Raw genomic sequence first — 25,556 nt, 5'->3', positions numbered from 1 at the left:
TATGGTGGAAAAGTTGAGACGATATCCGCTTGTTTCCATCATTACGGTCAATTACAATCAGGCCGAGGTAACCTGTGCCCTGCTCGAATCCCTCAACAAAACCACTTACCCGAATCTGGAAGTCATTGTTGTGGATAATCATTCCACCGAAGATGATCCGGCCATAATCAAACAACGTTTCCCTAACATTGTATTTATCCAAAACCCTATTAACTACGGTTTTGCGGCCGGCAATAATTACGGCTTAATGCGGGCCCGCGGCGAATACATCATGTTGCTGAATAACGACATTGAAGTTCCGCCCGGTTTTCTGGAACCTTTGGTAGCCAAATTGGAAAATCATCCGGAAATCGGAGCAGTGAGTCCACGGATCAAATTTTACTACCAGCCCGATACCATTCAGTATGCCGGCTATACACCCATCGACCGGATCACCATGCGTAATACAGCCATTGGATATCGCGAAAAAGACCGCGGCCAATACAACGAAGACCGCGAAACCGCTTACGCCCACGGTGCCGCCATGATGGTTCCCATGCGTGTGGTAAAAGAAATCGGGCTGATGTCTTATATTTTCTTTTTGTATTACGAAGAAGCCGACTGGTGTGAAAGAATTTTGCGGGCCGGTTATAAAATTTACTATGTGGGAAGTACTTATGTACTGCATAAAGAGTCGGTTTCGACAGGGCGGCTGAGTGCACTGAAAATTTATTACCTGAACCGCAACCGTATTGTTTTTATGCGGCGAAACCTGCAGGGAAAAACCTATTTTAAAGCGCTGCTTTATCAACTCTTTGTGGCAATTCCCAAAAATGCTTTCAGTTATCTGGTCAAAGGAAAAATCCGGTTATTTTTAGCTTATTACCGCGCCATTGGCTGGCATATTACCCATTTATTTTCCAAAGAGATCCACGAAAATCCCATGCTATGATGCTCAAAATATGGCATATTACCGAAATGTTTTTCTTTGTATATCTGGCATTTACAGATATCTACCTTTTTATTTTTGCCGTTTCCGGGCTATTCCCGTTAAAACGGGATCAGAAAGCAGTCCGTAAAAAACGAAAAATCCAGGTACTCATTCCGGGATATCGCGAAGATGCCGTCATTTTGGATGTGGCCAAAGAGGCTCTCCGGCAAGACTATGGCACTGAGAATTATGATGTTGTCATTATTGCCGACGGATTTTTACCGGAAACCATCCAAAAGCTAAAAGCCATCGACGTACAGGTGGTAGAAGTCAAACTGGAATGCAGTACCAAATCGCGGGCATTGAATGCCGCTCTGGCACAAACTTCTGATGACTATGACATTGCCGTGGTGTTAGATGCCGACAACATCATGGCCAAAGATTTTTTGACCCGTATCAACGCTGCTTTTTGTGATGGATATCTCGCAGTTCAGGGACACCGGGTAGCCAAAAATCTGGACACCCCGTTTGCTATTCTTGATGCCGTCAGCGAAGAGATGAACAACCATATTTTCAGAAAAGGGCACCGGGTTTTACGGCTCTCTTCAGCCCTGATTGGATCAGCAATGGCTTTTGATTATCTTTATTTTAAAAAGATGATGAAAAAGGTAGAAGTGGTTGGCGGATTTGATAAAGAGCTGGAAGTACGATTATTACAAAAGCGACACAAAATTGAATATCTCCCCGATGCCTATGTGTACGATGAAAAAGTTCCCAATGCCAAGGTATTTACCAAGCAACGGCGGCGATGGCTCTCGGCACAGGTCCACTATTTTGGGAAAAGTTTTTTACCGGCTCTGCGCGATCTTTTTCTCCACGGAAATATTGATTTTTTCAACAAAGCCCTGCAGTTCATCCTTTTACCCCGGATTATGCTCATCAGTTTACTTTTTGTTCTTACCGTAATCTACTTCTTTGCTGCACCGGCAGCTACCTTTTATCCGGTATTCGGTTTGTTCATCACTGCCGTTTTGGTTTTTCTTCTTTCCATTCCGCCTTATTTTTATAATTTTCGTACCTTGTGGGCACTGACGCGTTTACCGGCAGGTATTGCGTTAATGTTTTTCTCGTTCTTACACCTGAGAGGAAGTAACAAGGAATTTTTACATACCAAACATACATACAATGCTTTTCAGATAAAACATCCGTATTTTTACCCTAAAAACAAGAAAAAATGAAAATAGGCATCGAAGGACAACGGCTTTACCGGAAACGAAAACACGGAATGGACATGGTGGCCCTGGAACTGATCAAAGAATTACAGAAACTGGACCACGAAAATGAATATGTCATCTTCATCAAACCGGATGAAGACAACCAAATCTTTGAACCAACCAAAAACTTCAAGTTCGTAGAACTCAATGGAGGTCCTTACCCTACATGGGAACAGTTTGCCCTCCCGAAAGCCGCCAAAGCCGAAGGCTGTGACCTGCTGCATTGCACCAGCAACACCGCTCCGATTAATCCTGGTATGCCGCTGATTATCACCCTGCACGACATCATTTACATGGAAAGCATCAGCCTTTTCAAAAAAGGGGGAACCGCTTATCAAAAATTCGGAAATATGTACCGCCGGTTTGTGGTGCCCCGGGTTATGAAAAAAAGTGACAAGATCATCACCGTTTCCGAATTCGAAAAAAACCGTATCCGCGAGTTTTTCGGATTTCCGGAAAATGATGACCGGCTGGTAGCCATTTATAACGGGGTGAGCGAACATTTCAGAAAAATTGACGATGAAAAAGAGCTACAACGGGTAAAAGAACGCTATCACCTCCCCGACCGCTTTCTCTTCTTTCTTGGAAACACCGATCCTAAAAAGAACACCAAAGGAACACTGAAAGCTTTCTCTGATTATCTGAAAAAAACCGGCGATGATATGTATCTCGTCATGCTGGATTACGAAAAAACAGAATTGGACAAGCTGCTTACCGAAATCGGAGATAAAGACCTGATAAACAGAATCATCCTGACAGGTTATGTGGTAAATACCGACCTGCCGGCCATTTACAATCTGTGTCAGATATTTCTCTATCCCTCGCTGCGCGAAAGCTTTGGAATTCCTATGCTTGAAGCCATGCGGTGCGGAGCTCCTGTCATCACTTCCAATACATCATCCATGCCGGAAGTTTCCGGAGGTGCTGCCCATATCATCGATCCGTTTAAACCCGAAGAAATCACAGCCGGTATCGAAAAAATATTACAGGATGAAAATTACCGGAATACTCTCATTGAAAAAGGTTTCCGGCAATCGGCCAAATTTTCATGGAAAAACATGGCCCAAAAAGTACTGGAACTGTACAAAACCGTTTACAATAATCATCATTAAACGCCTGCTTTATGATTAAAAACAGAGACATTGTCATGGTCGGACTGGCGGCACTCGACAGCCGCATCGGAAGCAATGCCATCAATCTGGCACAAGTCTTTTCAAAGCACAACCGGGTACTTTATGTCAATTACCCCATGGACCGCCTGACGCTCTGGCGTGAGCGGCACGACCCGATCATCCAAAAACGCAAAAAGATCATCAAAGGGGAACTTCCTGATTTTGAACAGGTAAACGACAACATGTGGAGTTTTTACCCGCGCTGTATTCTGGAATCAATCAATCAGCTGCCTATAAACTGGTTATTTGATATACTGAACCGCATCAACAACAAACGTTTTGCCAACGAAGTGAACCGGGTGATCAAAAAGCTGAACTTTAAAGACATCATCGTTTTCAATGATACGGACATGTTCCGTAGTTTTTACCTGAAAGAACTCATTGGAGCCAAAACATACGTTTACTATACACGCGACAATATGCTGGCCGTTGATTACTGGAAACGCCAGGGAACCCGCATTGAACCGGCGCTGATGAAAAAAGCCGATCTGGTGGTAGCCAATTCCACTTACCTTGCCGAAATTGCACGACAATACAATCCGCATTCTTATTATGTAGGACAAGGCTGCGATGTTACGCTTTTTGACAATAAACTGATTAAGGATCTTCCTGAGGATATGAAACCCATCAAAAAGCCAATCATCGGATATATTGGCGTACTTTACACCCTGCGGCTGGACATTGACGTTTTGGTACACATCGCCCGAAGCCGCCCGGATTGGTCGCTGGTACTGGTTGGTCCGGAAGACGACGCTTTCAAAGCCAGCGAATTACACCAAATTGAAAATGTCCATTTTCTCGGCAGTAAAAAAATGGAAGAACTGCCGGCTTATCTGTATGGATTTGACGTAGCGCTCAACCCACAAAAGCTCAACGAAGTAACCATCGGCAACTATCCGCGAAAAATCGACGAATATCTGGCCATGGGTAAACCCACGGTTGCCACCCGTACCAAAGCCATGGAGGTTTTTGAAAAATGGGTATATCTGGCTAACAACAAGGAAGAATACGTAGAGCTTATTGAAAAAGCGTTAAAAGAAAATACACCTGAAAAAGAAGCTGAACGTGAAAAGGTAGCCCGGAGTCACACCTGGGATGCCAATGCAGAAGCCATTTATGAAAAAATTGAAATGATCGAAAATCTGAAAAAACAGGAATAAAATGGGACTCAAAGAAAAAATAAAATCCAATGAAAAGCTGAAAAAGCTGGTCTTATGGATGCTGATGCCTAAAAACCAGGCGCGCCCGCGTCTTTGGGTCAAATGGTTTGTCAATCCGTTAAAACACAAAAAAGGAAGAGGATCATTGGTCAGACGACGTACACGCATGGATGTCATGCCCTTTAATCAGTTTGTACTCGGCAAAGATTCTACCATTGAAGACTTCGCCACAGTGAATAACGGCGTAGGTGATGTAATCATTGGTGAACGTACCCGGATCGGCATTGGCAATGTATTGATCGGACCGGTAACCATTGGCGATGACGTGATGTTTGCCCAAAATGTGGTTTTGTCCGGTTTAAATCATGGGTATGAAGATGTAAATGTACCTCCCAGCCTGCAAAAAGTGGAAACCAAACCCATTATTGTGGAGGATGAAGTATGGATTGGGGCCAATGCCGTGGTTACTGCCGGCGTCACCATCGGAAAACATTCTATTGTAGCTGCCGGATGCGTGGTAGTAAAAGATGTTCCTCCATACAGCATTGTAGGAGGTAATCCGGGACGCCTGCTCAAACAATATAATCACGAGACAAAAACCTGGGAACGGGTAAAAAAATAAAGCCCAGACTAAAAGATGGTTTCCTGTTTTTTTTAATTTAGCCTGTTAAACAGGCAAAGTAGGCGACTTTACCAAGTGAATGCAGGAAATGATGCACAAGATAAAAACATTTTTAAGTTATTTTAAAGACTTTATTAAATGGGGAGAATACCACTATATTTTCACCTCCATTAAGTATATTCTTTTTCATAAAACCACCTCACGAACAGAAATTTATCGCAGTAGCCTGGGAATGTTTCTTTCCCGAAAAGGAACCTTGGATTTTCAGTTTGCAAACTACGCTTACGAGTGGGGGGTAAAACAATTTGTTTATAAGCACCTGCCCCAGTGTCAGGGATTTTTAGATATTGGTTCCAACATTGGCACATACGCTATTTTATTGGCACAAAAAGGATTGCATGGCTACGCATTCGAGCCCATCAAAAGCAATTATGACGCACTACGTATCAATTTGATACTTAATAATCTAGAAGACAAGGTAAAGGCTTTTCCCGTGGCACTGGGCGACCACCAAGGAACGGCTGAATTTGCTTTTGACCTTGTAAATACCGGAGCTTCGCATTTGGCATCCATTCATCCGGACGATGCCGTACTCGAACGCGAAAAAGAAATCACATCAGAAATTGTTCCGCTCGACAACCTGATGGATCAAATTCAGTTTGACAAAGAAGAAACCATCTTCATTAAAATTGATGTGGAAGGAATGGAAGAAAAAGTGTTGCTGGGCGCCAAAAAATTTCTTCAAACCTATCCTAACATTATCATGGTGATGGAATCAAAACACAGCGGGCGGGAAAAATTAGCTACTGTTTTAAACGATATTGCTGATTTTGAAATCCTTGAAGTGGATGATCTCAACATGGGCGCCCGTAAAATTTCTCCAAAAAATTAATGCAATGACTACACTAAAAATTTTATTCTGGGCTCTTCTTTTCATTGTTTTTTATGCTTACCTCGGTTATGGCATTTTGCTTTTCATTCTGGTGAAATTAAAACGGATTTTCGGCAGAAAAAAATCCGACATACCGAAAAACTACGAGCCGGAGGTCACCCTTTTTGTAGCCGCTTACAACGAAAAAGATTATGTGGATGCTAAAGTAGCCAATTCTTTTTCTCTGGAATATCCTAAGGAGAAAGTACGTCAGGTATGGGTTACCGACGGTTCCGATGACGGCACACCCGATCTGTTGAAAAAATACAAAGATCAGGGAGTAGAAGTTTATCACGAACCAAAACGGGGAGGAAAAATCGGCGCCATGAACCGGGGAATGCAATTTGTTAAAACGCCCATTGTAATTTTCTCTGACGGAAATACCATGCTGGGGAAAGAATCGATCCGCCGCATCGTGAATCTGTTTGCTGACCCCAAAGTAGGTTGCGTTTCCGGAGAAAAACGCATCTTTGATAAAGACGGAGCCGCAGCCACCGAAGGAATTTACTGGAAATATGAATCGAAATTAAAAAAATGGGATGCCGAACTTTATTCGGTAGTAGGAGCTGCCGGCGAACTGTTTGCCATCCGAACCGAACTTTTTGAGCCGGTGGAAAAAGACACCCTGCTCGACGATTTTATTATCTCGCTACGGGTAGCCATGCACGGATATACTATTCAATATGATCCGGAAGCCTACGCCATCGAAAACCCGTCGGCCAGTGTAAAAGAAGAACTAAAAAGAAAAATCCGCATTGCCGCCGGAGGCATTCAAAGTATCATCCGGTTAAAACCGCTACTCAACATTTTCAAATACGGCGTACTGAGCTTTCAATACATCTCACACCGGGTATTGCGCTGGACACTGGCTCCGCTGGCGCTGCCCCTGATTTTCATTCTGAACTTTATTTTAGCCTGGCAAGCCGGATTGGATAACTTCAGCAATCTGTACACCCTGTTGTTCTACGCCGAGGTTCTCTTCTACGTTATGGCACTACTGGGATGGTACCTGGAAAACAAAAAGATAAAAGTAAAAATCTTATACGTTCCCTATTATTTTCTCATTATGAATTATGCCGTGTATGCAGGAATTGTCCGGTATTTCAAAGGACAGCAAACCGTAAACTGGGAACGGGCAAAAAGAGGGTGAAAACCGATGAAACAAAGATGGCTATATTGGGCTCTGCTTCTTGTTTTTACCGGAATCACCTTTCCGGCACAGGGACAGTCCTGCTCAAAAGTCATTGACAACACTTCCCCTTATATTGACTGGAACAATTCTGCTTTTCACGACATCGGCCCCGGAGATACGGTTTGTCTGCAAGCTGGCAACTGGGACTATATTCAACTAAAAGATTTTCATGGAACCGCCGACAAGCCTATCGTATTTATCAATTATGGCGGCGCGGTAATCATTAACACCGACCATTTTGTGGGTATTAAAATCGGTGGATGTTCACATATTATATTCACCGGCACCGGTGATCCCAAAATACAGTATGGATTCAGCATCCAAAAAGTTTCCGGAGGAGCCGGAATGGGTATCGATGATTACAGTACCGATATTGAAGTAGAGCATGTGGAGATTTCCCATACTTATCTTGGCGGTGTTTATGCCAAAACAGATCCAACTTGCGACAATTTTGGCGCTACCCGCGATAAGTTTGTCATGCGGAATTTTTCCTTTCACGACAATTGGGTACACGATGTAGCTGAAGAAGGATTATACATCGGCAATTCGCATTATGCCGGTCTTTATTTAGAAAGCTGTGACACAACGGTTTATCCGCACGTATTAAAAGGAGTGGCTATTTACAACAACATTGTGGAAAATACCGGATGGGATGGCATTCAGGTCAGTTCGGCTGATTCGGGCTGTTTCATCCACGACAATCAAATCAATTTTGATTCCCAGGCCGGGGTTTCCAGCCAAATGTCCGGAATCCTTATCGGCGGGGGAAGCATCTGTAAAACGTACAACAACAAAATTACCAACGGAAAAGGTGACGGTATTGACATTTTTGGACAAGGCAACTTTGACGTTTTTAACAACCTGATTGTCAATGCCGGCCAATATTATCTTCCCGACGATCCCAATGCCATGAAACACGGTATTTATCTGGGAAAAGTCATCACGTTACCGGATGCCGTTATCGGTCTTTACAACAACACCATTGTCAGTCCGAAAAGCTATGGAATTTACCTCTCCAACGACCAGTTACAGAAGGTTTTGGTAGAAAACAATATCATTGTCCAGCCCGGAAGGTATGCTACCGATGGAAACACGGCTTTCATCCACATCGGGAATATGGATCCGGCAAGAGTAACTTCCACCACCAATTATCTGAACAGCACCATTGATGCAGCCCTTTTCCTGGATGCCGATGCCGGAAATTACGACTTACAGCCGACTTCTCCGGCAGTAAATACCGGAACCAACCTGACAGAAGAAGGAATTACTTTTGATATTCTCAACCGGTCCAGACCCTTTGGCTCGGGTTTTGACATCGGCGCGTATGAATGTCATGATCCGTCCTTAGGAATTTCTTCTTCCACGGCACCGGACATCGAAATATACAAAGCCTATCCTGTGCCCACAAAAACGAAACTGCATGTGTGGATACGCACACCGTTTACACAAACCGCAAAGCTGGTCATTCTTGACATGTCAGGAAAACAAGTAATGCAGAAAATGATCAAATGCACTTCGATGCAAAACACGATGACCACTCTTTCTGTACGAAAATTAAAGTCCGGACTGTATCAACTGGTTTTGTTCAGTCAAAAAGGAATCAGCAGTTTTCCATTCATCATTCAAAAATAAATTCATGACTTCAGTAAAACAACACATACCCCCTGCAGCGGGACATTTTGCAAAAGAAATTTATTTGTGGTTGCGTGGATTATATTATCGTGGAAACCGGTACACTTGTCCAATCTGCGGGCATCATTTCCGCCGAATGCTTCCCGGCGGTTTTGACTTACCTGTGATTAAAGAAAAACAAATCATCGGAGCCGGAAGGCGGGAAAACGACATCTGTCCCCGCTGCCAAAGCACCGACCGCGACCGGCTGATATACAGCTATTTAAAATACGAAAGCGATTTCTTTCACCGGCCCAATACCGTCCTGCATATTGCACCGGAACCGGCTTTGTACAAGATCTTCAGTAAAACCAAAAAGCTGAACTACCATCCGGTAACCAAATATGCCGAAGGTTTTTATTACGACACCAAAGTGGGAACCGCTGATCTGCTGGACCTTTATTTTGAATCAGACCTATTTGACTGGGTCATCTGCAATCATGTTTTGGAACATATTCCGGATGATCGCCGGGCTATGCAGGAAATATTCCGGGTTTTAAAACCCGGCGGGAAAGCCATTTTACAAGTTCCCATTTCTCCTGTATTAGAAAAAACTTTTGAAGACCCGGACATTACTTCAAAAGCCGATCGCGAAAAATACTACGGCCAGTTTGATCATGTCCGGCTTTATGGAAAAGACTATCCGGAACGGCTGAAAGAAACCGGTTTTTACGTTCGTCAGATCCATTGGACAAAAGATTTCCGTGCTGCCGATAAACTTAAAAAGTTTGCACTCAATCCGGAAGAAATCCTTTATTTGTGTGAAAAACCCGACAGAAAGAATCGTCTATGAAAAAGATTTTGACATTATTTTTTGTCCTTTTCCTGCTTACGGGATTCCCCGTTTTTGCTGCGGAAAACACAGAAAATTTTGTCCGGAGCAATCGTTTCTGGATTCTTTTTTCGCTGGTTCTGGTAATTATTCTGCTTTTCGTCACCTACTATTTACATCAAAAACAGAAAAAAGCAGAAAACGAAAAGCGAAAGTACCAGAATGACTATACTGTTTTGAAGCAAAAACTCACTTTGCTGACCCAAAACCGTGACGACACCATCCGCCGGCGTATCACAGAAATGGAAAACGAGCGAAACCAACTCATTGAGAACCTGAAATCCATGGAGAAAACCCTGGAAACCGGAAAATTATCGGGCCAACGAAATGCTTTGCTCATGACCCGTATCAGCAATACACTGCGTACCAACCTGAATGATATTCTGGGATTTTCCACCTTGATGGGAAACGAATTTGCCCTGTCAGAAGATACCGAACTTTTTGAATACAACGAAAATATCAAGAAAAGCGGGGAAGCTCTTCTCCACTTGCTGAACAACATCATTGATATCAGCAAAATTGAATCAAACAGTTTCCAGCTTAATGAATCGGCCTGCGATATTGGTGAAATCACCAGGAAACTGATTGATAAATTCACACCAATGGCTGAAATAAAAGGCCTCCAATTGGTTTATCAGGAAGCGAAAACGCCTGTTTTTTCGGCAGATAATCAAGCCGTACAACATATTCTGACCAATCTGATCGACAATGCCATACGCTACACAGAAAAAGGATTTATTAAAATTTCGCATACTTTTCAAAACAACGAAATTGTTTGGCGTGTAAAAGATACCGGTATCGGTATTGACAAAGCTTTCCTTCCGGATATCTTTGAGCCGTTCAGGCAACAAACCCTGGGGTACAGTAAAAATACATTTCAGGGAGCCGGGTTGGGATTACCTTTGGTAAAAAATATGCTCCGGATTATGGGAGGGCGTATCGAAATAGAATCGGAAAAGGCTGTCGGAACCACTGTCACCGTCTATTTCCCGTTCAAAAAATTTACCCCGCAGAAAGCAGAATCAGAAAAGAAAAAAAGAATTCGCCCCAACTCTCCTGCCCCATCATCCTCACTTTCTCCGAAAGGAAAACATATTCTCATCATGGATGAAGACAAGCTGGAAAGCATGCTCATTAAAAAGATCTTATCCGAAACCAACGTTACCCTTTATGATAACATGTATTCTCCACAAGAATGGATTGCTCAAATTATAAAACAGGAAGAACCCATTGATTTGCTGATTCTTGACATGGATTTCTCCGGAAAAAACCAGGGGCCGGCATTTTGGCAAGAGCTGAAAAAACAGTTTGCTGTTTTAGGAAAGATACCGGTTTTGGCCCTTTCGGCCGATACGGATAAACAATCCCGTGAAAAAGCATTACAAGCCGGTTTTTCCGAATATCTGCAGAAGCCTTTTCGAAAAAACGATTTAATTTCTGTCATAAACAGCTTGTTATCTGCATAATTTTTCTATCTTCGTTCTTTCAAAAAGCCAGAAAAAATGTCTAAATCTTTTCAAGATCGGTTAAAAGTGCTGGTTGTTGAAGACAACGACCTGAATGCCAAATTTGCATCGGCCATTTTAAAAAGATTAAATTATGAATTAGACTGGGTAACCGACGGGAAAGCAGGAGTAGAAAAGTTTCTGGAAAACGACTATGACCTTATCCTGATGGATATTCAGATGCCGATAATGAACGGGTTGGAAGCTACCCGGGAAATCCGCAAATACGAAAAGCAGATGGAAACAGCTCATCCGATTCCCATCATTGCAATTACCGCTTTTGCTTTTGAGCATGACAAAGAAAACTGTCTTGCTGCCGGCATGGACGACTATCTGACAAAGCCTTACCGGCCACAGGAACTTATTGAAGTGATTAAAAAATATTTCCCGGATAAATAACCAAGATCTACACATAAAAAAAACGTCCTGAAAAATTCAGGACGTTTTTTTATAGATAAAGTTTTCAGCTCAAAACAGAGCAGAAATTATTTCTTCGGTTTTGGTCCAGGTTGAATATTCACCAATTTCACATCAAATACCAATGTGGCAAAAGGCGGAATAGGGCCTCTACCGCCAGGACCATAAGCCAAGGACGAAGGAATAATCAGTTTAGCAGATCCTCCTTTACGCAACTTAGCAATTCCTTCATCCCATCCGGGAATAACCTGACGTTTGCCAAGAATAAAATCAAACGGTTTTCCCCGGTCGTAAGAGCTGTCAAATTTTTGTCCGTTCAGCAAATATCCGGTATAATGCACGAAAACACGGTCACCGACTTTCGGGTGCGGACCTTTTCCCGGTTTTTCCGGAATAAAGTAAAGGCCATCTGCCGTAGGTTTTACCGTAATGTGGTGTTTTTTCAGATATTCTTCACGTGCTTTGGCTTCTTCATTTTCTTTTTTAATCATCCGGGCACTCTCTTCTGCCTGCAACTGCTGTGGTGTTTTCACTGCCAACAGTTTAATGGCAAAATAGATGTCTTTGGTAGAGTCAATGAATTTGGGGAACTTCGGCATCCGGAACAATTTCTTGAAAACCGAATCGGCATTACACCAGAACACAGCACTGTCGCCCACATGCATCATTTTGATGCCTTCATAAATATCTCCTTTGTAAATCGACCGGATGACCGGAATTTTCATTGGGCGTTGAGCTTTCGGAAGATTCCGGCTGTCGAAAATTACTGTATCCGGATTTCCGTAAATCATTTCCAAAACAGCATATTCAGCAACATGCGGTCGTGTGGTATCTTTGCTTTTCTTGTAAAACTTATAATACAACCCGGTTTTGGTCTTTTGAAATCCCGGATGTTTTGACTCTTTTGAGGGACTACAGGAAGTCATAAAAAAGCCGGCAATAAGGCCTGCAAAGGCCAGCAAAAAAATTTTTCTCATTTTCATTATTTATTTAAGTTTCAATACTTCAACATGATAGATTATCGGCACATGGGGTGGAATTTTATTTCCATCACCCGACAAACCATATGCAAGGTGCGAAGGTAAAATAAATCTGGCAACATCTCCCTGTTTTAACAAAAGAATTCCTTCTTCCAGACCACTTTCCACATTACCAAATCCGATCTTAAATGTTTTTACACCCGAATAAACTTCTTCACCATCAAAAAGTTGCACCGAATACCGAAGAGTAACCCATTCCCCGGTCCGGGCTTTTTCTCCTTTTCCGTGCCGGAGAATAACATACCGCAAACCGGTACCCGTTTCTTTCATTTTCCAGTGATGCGAACGAATAAATGCATTGATCTGCTTTTTTTCATTCCGCATTAACCGCCGGTTTAAATCAATTAGTTCTTTCTGTGTTAATGGTTTACGTTGTTTTTTATTTTGTTGCCCCGCATCGTTCATACAACCCGACAATCCCAGCAACAGCAAAGCCAAAATCAATATGGGGAAACGATTTTTCATTTTACAACGTCAGCGTATAATCCAGTTCATCTTTAAAATACTGCAAAACTTCTTTCAGCTTATCCAACGTATTTTGCATTCCGATGCGGGAAGTTCCGCCGGAAGCATTTTTATGTCCTCCACCGGCAAAAAAATCACGTGCCAGCCGGTTCACCGAGAAATCACCTTTTGAACGAAACGACATCCGGATCTGATTATCCTTTTCGGTCAATAACACCGCAAGATTAATATCCTGCATGGAAAGGCCGTAATTGACCAGCCCTTCGGTATCTCCTACCTGATAATCATACCTTTTCAAATCTTCTTTGGTAAGATAAATTACTGCGGTATGCAAATCTTTCCAAACCAATAAACGGTTACTCAATGCATATCCCAACAAACGCAAACGGTTTTCGGTAAAAGTATCATAAACCAGTTTATGGACCAAAGCCGCATCTACCCCACGCTCAATCAAATCGGCCACAATATGATACGTACGCGGATGGTTACAGTTATAACTGAACGAACCGGTATCGGTCATGATACAAGTGTACAAAGCCAACGCAATATTTTTATCTATCCGGTCGGCATCATCCATAGCAACAATAAATTCATACACCAATTCCCCGGCAGAAGAAACATCCGTCACCGAGAAATAATGATCAAACTCATCCGAAGGTTCCAGATGGTGGTCGATAACAACTTTTTTTCCTGAAAATTTTTCTAAATCAGGCGCCATGTTCCCTGTACGGTCAAGGCTGTTAAAATCAAGACAAAAGAGCACTTCTGCATCGGCAAGGGCAGCCCTTAATTTTTTCACGTCCCGGTCGAAAACAATAAAATCTTCTGCGCCCGGAAGCCAACGGTAATAAGCAGGATAATCATTGGGAACCAACGGAATAACTTCATGACCTTTCTGGCGCAAATAATGCATCATAGCCAATGCAGCACCAATGGTATCTCCATCCGGATTTTTATGGGAAGCCAAAACGACTTTTCGGGGATTGGTCAACAGTTGTTTTACTGCCTCTATCTCGTGGGAATCAAACATATATTTTTTTCAAATTGAGAGAGCAAAGATACAACAATCTGCAAAGTCAGCCTGCAAAACAGGCAAACCGGACGAAGGTTTTCTTTCTCCTAAAATTTTAACGACACTTTCAGATTTACCCTTCTTGTTGTTAGATAATTCGGAACAGCAAACGACCGGTTATAGATGTCTTTTATCCAGGTATAAGATACCGTATTATACGTTTGAAAAAGATTAAAAATCTCCAAACTTACCCACATGGATTTCACGGTACTGTGCGAAAGACTTTTTATTTTTTTGTCCAGCGGATTCCAGGAAAAACCGATATCCACGCGCCGGTATGCAGGCATTCGTAATGTTTGCTGATAAGGCTGTGACTGAGGCGGGCCAAAAGGCAAACCGCTGCCGTACAACAGGCGCAAATGCACCTTAAACTGTTCGTGTTGCGGAATATAATCCTGAAAGAATATGGTAAAATTAAACCGCCGGTCGGTAGGACGCGGAATGTAACCCGGTTCCACTTTTACACTGTCTACGGCAACAGCATGTTCATCAGGAGGTAATTCTTCTCCGGCTGCATTGTAATAATTATAGTAAAAATCACCGTTGATGTCCTGTGCGGTTTTCATCACCGAAAGGGTGATCCAACTGTCTATTCCTTTTACAAATTCGCCATACAGTTTAAAATCAATTCCGGCCGCATAACCTTTGGCCGTCATATTGGCATAATACCGGATACGTAAATTATCCACCTCGTACGGAATCAGGTGATTCAGCTTTTTATAATACGCTTCCGTAGTAAAAATAAACGGCCGGTTCCACATCTGAAAGCGATAATCACCACCGAGAATAAAATGAATAGCCTGTTGTGAACGGATATCCGGATTCAGCGAACCATCCATATTCCGCATTTCCCGGTAAAAAGGCGGCTGATCATAAACGCCGGTAGCAAACCGAAGCACCCAATTGGGATGTGCAGACGGTTTGTAAGCCAGATTAAACCGCGGACTGACCAGAAATTCCCGGGCATAACTCCACCAATACAATCGTACGCCCGCCGTAAACAACAAAAGGCTTTTATCTTTTAGCTGAAATGTCCATCGATCGGAACCATACGCCGAAATCCGGTGAATATCCAGCGTATGGCTGGCCCGGGCATAGTAATACAAATTAAAATCGCTGCGTTCCGGCTGTAAACTTCCGGGTTGGTCCACCGGGTTCGGCAAAGAATAACCCGCCGAATCATTCAATTCCCACTCATGAAGATCGTCATCTACGTACTGAAACTGATACTTTATGCCCCACCGTAAAAAATGATTGCTTTTTTGCAGCGTTCCCTTGTGTGCCAATGAAAATACCCGTGCGGTAAAATAATTCCGGGCATGGCGCAAATACGTCCCCACACCAAAAGTCTGAATCGCTTCGCCCTGATCTTTTTCCTGATTACGGTCTTCCACCAATCCGATCCAATATTGCCCCTGTACATCATACGTTTCCGATTCATCCGTTTGAAAAGCAGAAGCAATAAACTGCATATTCATTTTTTTATTGGGATGATAATGAAATGTCAGTCCGGACTGAACGAGATTGTATTGATCCACTTCCTGCCCGTCAAAATAAACATTAAACCGTAATGTTTGATTCACCGTTCCAAAATCGGTTTCTCGGTCGGAAGGAACCACTTTATACCGGTTCAACGACAAATAAGTCAATAACGAAACATCCCATTTTTCATTCAACTGATAAGTGAATACGCCTTGAAAATCAGCAAAATTCGGCTGATAGTCACCGTTTGTTTCCAAACTTCCCAACAGATAACGGTTTGTTTTATAACGGGCTCCCATCAGATAGGTAAACCGTTTATTCCGGCTCAGTCCTTCCACATACAAATCAGCTCCCAGAAAACTCAAAGAGACACCCGCCCCAAACTGTGTGGGATGCCGGTAACGGATATCCAAAACGGACGACATTTTATCGCCATACTGCACGCCAAAGCCTCCGGCTGAAAACAAAATACCGGAAACCAATGCCGGATTGATAAAACTCAGGCCTTCCTGCTGTCCGCTGTTTACCAGGAACGGGCGGTAGATTTCCATTCCATTCACAAACACCAGGTTTTCATCGTAGTTTCCACCACGTACCGAATATTGTGAACTAAGCTCATTATTTGAAGAAACACCGGGCAAAGTTTTAATCAAACTTTCCACTCCTCCGGCAACAGCCGGAGACACTAAGGCATTTCGCGGATTTAACCGGATAATATTTTCCGTTCGCAACTGTTCATCTTTCACTTCAAATCCGGGAAGATTGGTACTGCTCGGTTTCAATTTGATATGTAATGTCAATCGCTCCCCCGGTCTCAGCTGCAAAGTAGTATCCACCCGCCGGTATCCCACATAACTCATAACCACATGCAGGGGACGGTTTGCAGGCACATCCAGTTTAAAATAGCCTTTTCTGTCCGTCGTTGTGCCCTGCGACGTTCCTACCAGCTGAACATTGACCAAATCTGCCGGTAAATTTTTCTCACGAACCACAAAACCTTCCAATACTGCGGTTTGAGCAAACAAAGCAGACGAATTCAGCCAAAACAGCAGAAAAAACAAAACAATAAAAGGAATGGTATTTTTTTGCATGGATACCGACTATACTAAAGAAACTTTCTGTCAGCAAATTTATTATTTATCCAACATCTTTTTCTTTTTTCCTTATTTTTTTGCCTGCGGGTAAAAATCCGGATTAGAAATAACTATTTAGAACAAAACAAAATAATTTTCACCCAATTGGCCTTTTAAAGAAACTGAAATCGTATTTTTGCAGATACAACAAAACACACAAACCATGAAATACGATATTTTGATTTTAGGAAGTGGCCCTGGCGGTTATGTGGCTGCCATCCGTGCTGCCCAACTGGGTTTTAAGGTAGGCGTAGTGGAAAAAGCCGAAATTGGTGGAGTATGCCTTAATTGGGGCTGTATTCCTACCAAAGCGTTATTAAAAAGCGCTCAGGTATTTCAATATGCCCGGCATGCGGCTGATTATGGCATTTCCATCAAAGGTGACATTGAGCCCGATTTACCGGCTATCGTAGCCCGCAGTCGTCAGGTGGCTGAGGGTATGAGCAAAGGCGTACAATATTTGTTCAAGAAAAATAAAATTGATCTGATATCGGGTTTTGGAGTCGTCAAACCCGGGAAAAAGATCGAAGTTTCAACCGCTGACGGCAAAAAGCAGATTATTGAAGGGGAGCATATTATTATTGCTACCGGAGCTCGCTCTAAAGAGCTTCCCAATCTTCCGCAGGATGGTAAAAAGATCATTGGATACCGGCAGGCAATGACACTGGAAAAATTGCCGAAAAGTATGGTCGTTGTCGGTTCCGGGGCCATCGGATCAGAATTTGCTTTTTTCTTTAACAGTTTGGGTGTTCAGGTTACTTTGGTAGAGTTTCTCCCCAATGTGGTTCCGCTTGAAGATGAAGAAGTCAGCAAACAACTGGCCCGGTCTTTTAAAAAAGCCAAAATGAAAGTCATGCTGGAGTCATCCGTGGAAAAAGTTGATACTTCAGGAGAAAACTGCAAAGTAAGTATTAAAACCAAAAAGGGCATGGTAGAAGTCGAAGCGGACATTGTTCTTTCAGCGGTAGGCATCACCACCAACATCGAAGGTATCGGGCTGGAAGAAACCGGAATAAAAACGGAAAAAGGGAAGGTTGTTGTAGACGATTTTTACCGTACCAATGTTCCGGGTTACTACGCCATCGGCGATATCGTACATGGTCCGGCACTGGCCCATACCGCGTCGCACGAAGGAATTACCTGTGTGGAAAAAATTGCGGGGAAAGATGTTCAGCCGGTGGATTATGGAAATATTCCGGCCTGTACTTATACCAGCCCTGAAGTAGCCAGCGTGGGACTCACTGAAAAGGCTGCCCGTGAAGCCGGATACGACATCAAAGTCGGGAAATTTCCGTTTACGGCATCCGGAAAAGCCAGTGCTGCCGGGAAAAAAGAAGGTTTTGTCAAAGTTATTTTTGATGCCAAATATGGCGAATGGCTGGGTTGTCACATGATTGGCGAAAATGTTACCGAAATGATTGCCGAAGTAGTTGTGGCCCGCAGGCTGGAAACTACCGGTGAAGAGATCATCAAATCGGTTCATCCGCATCCTACCATGTCAGAAGCCATTATGGAAGCGGTTGCAGCGGCATACGACGAAGTTATTCATTTATAAATTATTACCACACCATAAAAAGCCCGGGCGGAAACCGTTTCGGGCTTTTTTTGTTTTCTACAGGAATTTTCTACTTTTACGGCCATCTTTATACAGTTAAAATTATGTCGGAAAATTATTTGAAAAAGTACCCCAACGAAGAAGGGTATTTCGGAGCGTATGGTGGCGCATTTTTACCGCCCCATCTTGAACAGGAAATGAAACGAATTACGGATGCTTACTATGCCATCAGCAAATCGCACAGCTTTATTTCTGAATTGCGCAGCATTCGAAAACACTACCAGGGAAGGCCTACACCGGTTTATTTTTGTAACCGGTTATCAGAAAAATATGGCGGCCGGATTTATTTGAAAAGAGAAGATTTGAACCATTCGGGAGCCCACAAGCTGAATCACTGTATGGGTGAAGCGTTGCTGGCCAAATATATGGGAAAGAAAAAACTGATTGCCGAAACAGGTGCCGGACAACATGGTGTAGCCTTGGCCACCGCGGCAGCTTATTTCGGACTGGAATGTGAAATTCATATGGGTGAAGTGGATATGGCCAAAGAACACCCGAATGTGGTGCGGATGGAAATTCTCGGCGCCAAAGTAATTCCGGTTACCCACGGACTGAAAACGCTGAAAGAAGCGGTTGACTCGGCTTTTGATGCCTATGTGAACGACAGTGAAAATTCGCTTTATTGCATCGGCTCGGTAGTCGGCCCTCACCCATTCCCAATGATGGTACGTGATTTTCAGCATGTGGTAGGCGTCGAAGCCAGAGAACAATTTGCGGAAATGACCGGTGAACTGCCCGATAATGTGGTAGCCTGTGTTGGCGGCGGAAGCAATGCCATGGGACTGTTCTCAGGGTTTATTGAAGACGAAGAATGTAAATTATACGGTGTGGAACCCTCCGGGAAATCGTTTAAACCGGGCGAACATGCCGCTACCATGACACTGGGTAAACCCGGAATGATTCATGGTTTTAAATGTTATGTGTTGCAGGATGATGAAGGAAACCCGGCACCGGTGTATTCCGTAGCCAGCGGACTGGATTATCCCGGCGTAGGACCGGAACACAGCATGCTGAAAGACATGAAAAAAGTGGAATATGTTACCATTTCGGACCAGGAAGCCATTGATGCTTTTTATGAGCTAAGCCGGATGGAAGGCATTATTCCGGCACTGGAAAGTGCCCATGCTGTAGCCTATGCACTGAAAATGGCCAAAGAACACAAACGGGAATCGATTTTGGTCAACCTGAGTGGCCGCGGCGACAAAGACATCGATTTTGTCGTGGATAAATTCGGACTGCCGAAATAGAAACGTACTTTATGCTGAAAAAACCGGGTACTTGTTATCCGGTTTTTTTGTGGCAATTCGCCGGTAAAAACCTGTTACACAACTTTTCAAGTCCGGTTCGACTTGAAAAGTTATCCTGTGGAAATGCGTCCGCGTTGGGAAACACGGACGAGTATTTAAATTTTTATGTCTGGATATTGAGTTCTTCACGATGTTCAGGAGGACAGGAGATTTAAAAGAAAACAAAGAATAATTTTGTCATGTTGAGCAAAGCGAAACATCTCCTGCATCGTCCTTGTTTGTAATGAGAACGATTTATGCAGGCATTTTTAATGCTTTTGTTATTCTGTGGAAATGCGTCCGCGTTGGGAAACACGGACGAGTATTTAAATCTTTATGTCTGGATATTGAGTTCCTTCACGGTGTTCAGGAGGACAGGAGATTTAAAAGAGAACAAAGAATAATTTTGTCATGTTGAGCAAAGCGAAACATCTCCTGCATCGTCCTTGTTTGTAACGAGAACGATTTATGCAAGCATTTTTAATGCTTTTGTTATTCTGTGGAAATACGTCCGCGTTGGGAAACACGGACGAGTATTTAAATTTTAGCTGGATATTAAGTTCCTTCACGGTGTTCAGGAGGACAGAAGTTTTAAAAGAGAACAAAGAATAATTTTGTCATGTTGAGCGTAGCGAAACATCTCCTGCATCGTCCTTGTTTGTAACGAGGACGAATTTATGCAGGCATTTTTAATGCTTTCGTTATTCTGTGGAAACGCGGACGAGTACTTGATTTATTGCTCTTCGTTTTTCAGCAAGCCGGGGCGACGTTTTTTTGTTCGTTCAACCGACTGTTCGAACTTCCACTCTTCAATGCGTTTTTCGTTGCCCGAAAGCAGGATATCGGGGACTTTCCAGCCACGAAAGTCACGCGGGCGGGTATAAACCGGCGGCGAAACCAGGTTGTTTTGAAACGAATCGGTCAGCGCGGAAACTTCGTTACCGAGCACGCCGGGAATAAGACGCACCACAGCATCGGTAATGACAGCCGCCGCCAGCTCACCACCGGACAATACGTAATTGCCAATGGAAATTTCGCGGGTGATCAGATGTTCGCGGATACGTTCGTCGATACCTTTGTAATGGCCGCATAAAATGATGATGTTTTCGAGTGTGGACAAGCGATTGGCCATGGGCTGGTCGAGCAGTTCGCCGTCGGGACTGGTGTAAATTACTTCGTCGTAGTGGCGTTGTTCTTGCAGATGCTCGATGGCACGGGCCACGGGTTCAATCATCATCACCATGCCGGCACCGCCTGAAAAAGCATAGTCGTCCACTTTGCGGTGCTTGTCGTTGGTAAAATCACGCAACTGATGCAGATGGATTTCTGCCAGCCCTTTTTCCTGTGCCCGTTTGATAATGGAATGGCTGAAAGGGCCTTCGAACATTTCGGGAAATATGGTAATGATATCGATTCGCATGGTGCAAAAGTAGAATTTCTTTTTGAATTGGTTTACCCTGCGGCAGCAATGGAAGCGGCAGCGCCCCGTGGCAGAAGCCGTTGTAGAGCCCGCCTGGCTGCACAGTCGGGCAGGCCCGCCTGACTGGCTGCGCAGCCAGGGTAGCAGCAGACAGCGACCAGCGGAAGCTCGTGTGCTGCCGTGGCGAAACAGGGCTTGTGGCACGGGGACTATAGCGAACAGTGCGCCCGGCCGCCCAAAACAAAAAAATCGGGATAAAGCAGTTGGCATTCAAAAATATTTTTACATTTGTCGCGAAAAGATGTTGAGCATGTTATATACCAAACATAATAAACAGTTGAAACGGATGGGAAACCATGACCGGCGATTGTTGTTTTGATGGTATATCAGTAATAAAAAGGCAAGCCCGGTCATGAAAATGGCCGGGTTTTTTTTTTGATTAATAACAAATGAAACGGAAAAGATGAAAGTTTTAAAATTTGGCGGCACTTCGGTTGGATCGGCCGGAAAGATGAAAAAAATAGTTCCTTTGATACAACGCGAAGCCCCTGTTTTTGTCGTGCTCTCGGCCATGGGCGGCACCACCGACAGACTAACCGGAATGATTGCAGCAGCTAAGAACGGTAACATGGAAGCGGTTGGGCAAGAGGTGAAATCGTTAAAAGATTTTTATTTTGCCACGGCCCGCGAAATATCGGATGATGCCGGTAAAGAGACCTTTTTTTATATCGAAACGGTTTTTAACGGGATATCGGACCGGTTGAAAAACCTTACGAAAGCTGCTGAAAAAGATGTACTGGCTGCCGGCGAAAAGCTTTCGACTTTTTTGTTTCACCGGTTGTTGTTACAAAACGGAATTGAGGCAGTGTGGCTGGATGCCACACAGTTGATGTGGCTGGACGAGCAGGGCGAACCCCGGCAGGATGAGCTTGAAAAACGGTTATGGATTACTTTTCAAAAGCATCGCAACACGCAGGTTTTTGTAACCCAGGGATTTATTTGCCGGAACCACCGGGGCGAGACGGATAATCTCGGTCGCGGTGGCAGCGACTATTCGGCATCGCTTTTCGGGGCTGCCGCAGGGGCAGAAGAAATTCAGATATGGACTGATATTGACGGTGTGCAAAATAACGATCCGCGCGTTGTGGAAAACACCCGTCCGGTGCGGCACCTGCGTTTTGACGAGGCTGCCGAGCTGGCTTATTTCGGGGCAAAAATTCTGCATCCCATGACCATTTTGCCGGCACAAAAGGCCGACATCCCCGTTTTACTGAAAAACACGATGCATCCGGAAGACCCGGGAACAACCATCACCGCACAACACGACGGAAAAGGATTTAAAGCGGTGGCCGCCCGCGACGGCATTACCGCCATCCGCATCAAGTCGAGCCGGATGCTGCTGGCTTACGGATTTATGCGAAAAGTGTTTGAAGTTTTTGAAACATTTGAAACGCCCATCGACATGGTTACCACTTCGGAAGTGGCAGTTTCGATTACCATTGACGATGACCGCCGTTTGCCGGAAATTGTGGAAGCACTGAAACCGTATGGCCGGGTGGATGTGGAAAAAAACAAAACCATTGTGGGGGTGGTGGGACTTATCCATGCACACGAACCCGGTTATGCCAACCAGTTGTTTGCGGCTTTAAACGATATTCCCATCCGGATGATATCGTACGGCGCCAGTCCGTATAATTTTTCGTTGCTGGTGGATACCGGCGACAAAGAAAAAACCCTGCAGGCATTGAACCGCCGGCTGTTTCATAACGAGCAAACCGAAAAGATAAATGAAATTCAAAAAATGGGATAACCCCACCGGTTTTGTCTTAAAGTTTTCCTTGTTGGACGAAAACAAAAGGCAGTTCATCGGTAAAAGCTAAATATTTCAATGAGCGGGTCTTCCGGTGACAGGGTTTATTTATCTTTGCCCATGCAGCATTCAACGAACCTGCCGAAAGACCAAAAGATGAGTATTTTTTCTTTTTTTCAAAAACGTTTTTATTCGGTATTGCCGGTATTTTTCTTTGTTTTCATCCTAAGTGCTGCTTACGGACAAAAAACCGGACGTTATACCATCAGTGGTCATATACGCGACAAAAACACCGGGGAATTTTTGCCGGGAACGACGATCTCGGTTTTGGAACTAAAAACAGGAACCGTTTCTAACAGTTACGGATTTTATTCCATTACCCTGCCGGCAGGAAATTATCATCTTGTATTTTCATTTATCGGATACAAAAGCCGCACACAAACTATTCATCTTCAAAAAGATACCCTTATAAACATTGATTTGAGCAGTAGTTCAGGTCAACTACGAGAGGTAGAAATAAAATCATCTGCCAGGCAAGAGCATCTTACAGCGCCACAAATGTCTGTCACAAAAATGAGCATGAAAAATATTGCGGTGATGCCTTCCCTGCTGGGAGAAGTGGATTTGATAAAAGCCTTACAAATGCTTCCCGGAGTAAAATTTGTAGCCGAAGGATCTTCCGGCATGAGTGTTCGCGGCGGCGGTCCAGACCAGAACCTGATTTTACTGGATGAAGCCACGGTATACAACGCCGGGCATCTGATGGGTTTCTTTTCGGTTTTTAATCCGGATGCCGTGCAAAACGTAAAACTCTACAAAGGAGACATCCCGGCTGAATATGGCGGGAGACTGTCTTCACTCATCGAAGTACGTATGAAAGAGGGGAACAACAAAACGTTTCACGGGCAAGGCGGTATAGGGCTCATTTCCAGCCGACTGATGCTTGAAGGCCCCATTGTGAAAAACAAAGCTTCTTTTATGATCAGCGGCCGCCGCACGTATGCCGACCTGTTTCTTAAATTGTCGAGAAACGACGATCTCCGCAATAACCAGCTCTATTTTTATGATTTGAATACCAAACTCAATTTTTCACTGAACAATAACAACCATTTCTTTTTCTCCGGTTATTTTGGCAAAGATGTATTTAAAAACGATTATTTGAAAATGGACTGGGGAAATGCCACCGGAACTTTCCGGTGGAATCATATTTTTGGCGAGAAGCTTTTCTCTAATTTTTCTGCTATTATCAGCCGGTTTGATTACAATTTAGGCCTTTCAGAAGACAATCCCAGGGCTTTTGAGTGGCAATCATCACTCACCGATTTTGCTTTTAAAGATCACTTCGATTGGTTTATCGACCCCAAAAACAAACTGAGTTTCGGGTTTTCAATCATCTATCATGATTTTTATCCCGGACGAATTGAAGGAATTGGTAAAGAAGCCATCATTGATGAATACCGGTTACCGGACAACTACGCGTTAGAAAATGCTTTGTACGTCAGTCATCAGCTAAAAGCCGGAAAATTTACGCTGAAATACGGAGTCCGGTTTTCGCTATTTAGCAATCTGGGACCGGCAACCGTATATCATTACAATGAACAATATGTTGTAACGGACTCATCGGTTTACACTTCCAGCCGGATCTACAATACTTATTCAGGCATTGAACCCCGGCTGGGGCTTGTCTTTCAGCTAAACAACTCAAGCAGCCTTAAAGCCAGTTATTCTCGCAACTATCAATATGTACAGCAAGCTCAAAATTCAACTGCCGGAAATCCAATGGATATTTGGTTTCCGGCGGATCCCAATATCAAACCGCAGTCGGCGGATGAAATAGCCACCGGTTTTTACCATCAGTTTAAAAACGGGGCCTTTTTTCTTTCCACAGAACTTTATTACAAATGGATTCATCACGCCGTTGATTTTAAAGATCATGCCGATTTATTATTGAACAAATATCTCGACGGTGAGATCCGAACCGGCCGGGGCTACAGTTACGGACTGGAGTTTATGCTCAGAAAAACAACCGGAAAACTTACGGGATGGGTAAGTTACACCTATTCACGAAGTTTCCGGGTTATTCCGGATATCAACAACGGAGACACTTACCCATCTCCTTACGACCGGCCAAATGATGTTTCGGTCACATTAAATTACCGAATCAATAAAAAATGGCTCGTAAGCATGAATTGGGTTTACCTTACCGGACAACCGGTTACTTTTCCGGTCAGCCGTTATGAATACAGTAATACCATTATTCCGGTTTACTCGGCACGAAACAGTTACCGCATGGCAGACTATCACCGTCTGGATCTTGCGTTGATCTGGAATTTAAAACCATCGAAAGAAAAAAAATGTCACAGTCAGCTTAATTTTTCCATCTATAATGTTTACAACCGGAAAAATCCGTGGGTCATTAATTTTCAGAATGATCCGGAAGTACCGCAATCCACTTATGCCGAAATGACCTATTTGTTCGGTATTATCCCCACCATTACCTATAACTTCAAATTTTGAGCAGGATGAAAATAACGAAATTTAAAATAT

General features: G+C 43.6%; 20 protein-coding genes. 15 read left to right on the top strand and 5 right to left on the bottom strand.

Features of this window, described 5'->3' with window-relative positions; all coding sequences use genetic code 11:
• Position 1: 1 nt before the first annotated feature.
• The 11 genes from LA303_RS06325 to LA303_RS06275 all read left to right on the top strand — a co-directional run bounded on the left by LA303_RS06325 (position 2) and on the right by LA303_RS06275 (position 11,668).
• Complete coding sequence (locus LA303_RS06325; RefSeq protein ID WP_240527078.1) at positions 2-931, top strand: glycosyltransferase family 2 protein; 930 nt, start codon at positions 2-4, stop codon at positions 929-931.
• Positions 928-2,148: a glycosyltransferase gene (locus LA303_RS06320; RefSeq protein WP_240527077.1), complete on the top strand. Its 1,221-nt coding sequence runs from the start codon at positions 928-930 to the stop codon at positions 2,146-2,148. Before LA303_RS06325 ends, LA303_RS06320 begins: the two co-directional genes overlap by 4 nt.
• The gene (locus LA303_RS06315) at positions 2,145-3,296 is read left to right on the top strand and encodes a glycosyltransferase family 4 protein (protein WP_240527076.1); all 1,152 of its coding nucleotides are present in this window, start codon (positions 2,145-2,147) and stop codon (positions 3,294-3,296) included. The genes LA303_RS06320 and LA303_RS06315 overlap by 4 nt, the downstream gene beginning before the upstream one ends.
• A gap of 11 nt (positions 3,297-3,307) precedes the next feature.
• The gene (locus LA303_RS06310; RefSeq protein ID WP_240527075.1) at positions 3,308-4,516 is read left to right on the top strand and encodes a glycosyltransferase; all 1,209 of its coding nucleotides are present in this window, start codon (positions 3,308-3,310) and stop codon (positions 4,514-4,516) included.
• 1 nt (position 4,517) lies between these two features.
• The gene (locus LA303_RS06305) at positions 4,518-5,138 is read left to right on the top strand and encodes an acyltransferase (protein WP_240527074.1); all 621 of its coding nucleotides are present in this window, start codon (positions 4,518-4,520) and stop codon (positions 5,136-5,138) included.
• Between the two features lie 88 nt (positions 5,139-5,226).
• Entirely contained in the window at positions 5,227-6,030 is an 804-nt protein-coding gene (locus LA303_RS06300; RefSeq protein WP_240527073.1) for an FkbM family methyltransferase, read from the top strand.
• A 4-nt stretch (positions 6,031-6,034) separates the two neighbouring features.
• Positions 6,035-7,219, top strand: a complete 1,185-nt coding sequence (locus tag LA303_RS06295; RefSeq protein WP_240527072.1) for a glycosyltransferase family 2 protein — start codon at positions 6,035-6,037, stop codon at positions 7,217-7,219.
• Between the two features lie 6 nt (positions 7,220-7,225).
• Positions 7,226-8,893, top strand: coding sequence for a right-handed parallel beta-helix repeat-containing protein (locus tag LA303_RS06290; protein ID WP_240527071.1), 1,668 nt, complete (start codon positions 7,226-7,228; stop codon positions 8,891-8,893).
• 4 nt (positions 8,894-8,897) lie between these two features.
• The gene (locus LA303_RS06285; RefSeq protein ID WP_240527070.1) at positions 8,898-9,725 is read left to right on the top strand and encodes a class I SAM-dependent methyltransferase; all 828 of its coding nucleotides are present in this window, start codon (positions 8,898-8,900) and stop codon (positions 9,723-9,725) included.
• Entirely contained in the window at positions 9,722-11,230 is a 1,509-nt protein-coding gene (locus tag LA303_RS06280; RefSeq protein WP_240527069.1) for an ATP-binding response regulator, read from the top strand. The genes LA303_RS06285 and LA303_RS06280 overlap by 4 nt, the downstream gene beginning before the upstream one ends.
• 36 nt (positions 11,231-11,266) lie before the next feature.
• Positions 11,267-11,668, top strand: a complete 402-nt coding sequence (locus tag LA303_RS06275) for a response regulator (protein ID WP_240527068.1) — start codon at positions 11,267-11,269, stop codon at positions 11,666-11,668.
• 86 nt (positions 11,669-11,754) lie between these two features.
• Here LA303_RS06275 and LA303_RS06270 read toward each other — a convergent pair whose 3' ends face one another.
• From LA303_RS06270 to LA303_RS06255, 4 genes are all read right to left on the bottom strand, one after another.
• Entirely contained in the window at positions 11,755-12,663 is a 909-nt protein-coding gene (locus LA303_RS06270) for an FKBP-type peptidyl-prolyl cis-trans isomerase (protein ID WP_240527067.1), read from the bottom strand.
• Positions 12,664-12,672: 9 nt separating this feature from the next.
• Positions 12,673-13,191 (bottom strand): FKBP-type peptidyl-prolyl cis-trans isomerase, encoded by a 519-nt coding sequence (locus tag LA303_RS06265; protein ID WP_240527066.1) that lies wholly within the window; start codon positions 13,189-13,191, stop codon positions 12,673-12,675.
• A gap of 1 nt (position 13,192) precedes the next feature.
• A complete protein-coding gene (locus LA303_RS06260) occupies positions 13,193-14,221 on the bottom strand; it encodes a DHH family phosphoesterase (protein ID WP_240527065.1) in 1,029 nt (342 codons plus the stop codon).
• Between the two features lie 89 nt (positions 14,222-14,310).
• Positions 14,311-16,836, bottom strand: coding sequence for a TonB-dependent receptor (locus LA303_RS06255; protein WP_240527064.1), 2,526 nt, complete (start codon positions 16,834-16,836; stop codon positions 14,311-14,313).
• Between the two features lie 205 nt (positions 16,837-17,041).
• Here LA303_RS06255 and lpdA point away from each other — a divergent pair, with 205 nt between their 5' ends.
• Both lpdA and trpB read left to right on the top strand, forming a co-directional pair.
• A complete protein-coding gene (lpdA, locus tag LA303_RS06250) occupies positions 17,042-18,433 on the top strand; it encodes a dihydrolipoyl dehydrogenase (RefSeq protein ID WP_240527063.1) in 1,392 nt (463 codons plus the stop codon).
• A 104-nt stretch (positions 18,434-18,537) separates the two neighbouring features.
• Positions 18,538-19,740: a tryptophan synthase subunit beta gene (gene trpB, locus LA303_RS06245; RefSeq protein WP_240527062.1), complete on the top strand. Its 1,203-nt coding sequence runs from the start codon at positions 18,538-18,540 to the stop codon at positions 19,738-19,740.
• Positions 19,741-20,512: 772 nt separating this feature from the next.
• Here trpB and trmD read toward each other — a convergent pair.
• Positions 20,513-21,199 (bottom strand): tRNA (guanosine(37)-N1)-methyltransferase TrmD, encoded by a 687-nt coding sequence (trmD, locus tag LA303_RS06240; protein WP_240527061.1) that lies wholly within the window; start codon positions 21,197-21,199, stop codon positions 20,513-20,515.
• Between the two features lie 463 nt (positions 21,200-21,662).
• On the opposite strand from trmD, the gene LA303_RS06235 reads away from it, so the two are divergent.
• Positions 21,663-23,009, top strand: coding sequence for an aspartate kinase (locus LA303_RS06235; RefSeq protein ID WP_240527060.1), 1,347 nt, complete (start codon positions 21,663-21,665; stop codon positions 23,007-23,009).
• A gap of 156 nt (positions 23,010-23,165) precedes the next feature.
• Entirely contained in the window at positions 23,166-25,526 is a 2,361-nt protein-coding gene (locus tag LA303_RS06230; RefSeq protein ID WP_240527059.1) for a TonB-dependent receptor, read from the top strand.
• The last annotated feature ends 30 nt before the right edge of the window (positions 25,527-25,556 follow it).

It is taken from the genome of Candidatus Sulfidibacterium hydrothermale, from assembly GCF_020149915.1.
Taxonomy (GTDB): domain Bacteria; phylum Bacteroidota; class Bacteroidia; order Bacteroidales; family F082; genus Sulfidibacterium; species Sulfidibacterium hydrothermale.
The sequence above is the reverse complement of the archived record's forward strand: the minus strand, read 5'-3'. Positions and strand labels throughout refer to the sequence as shown.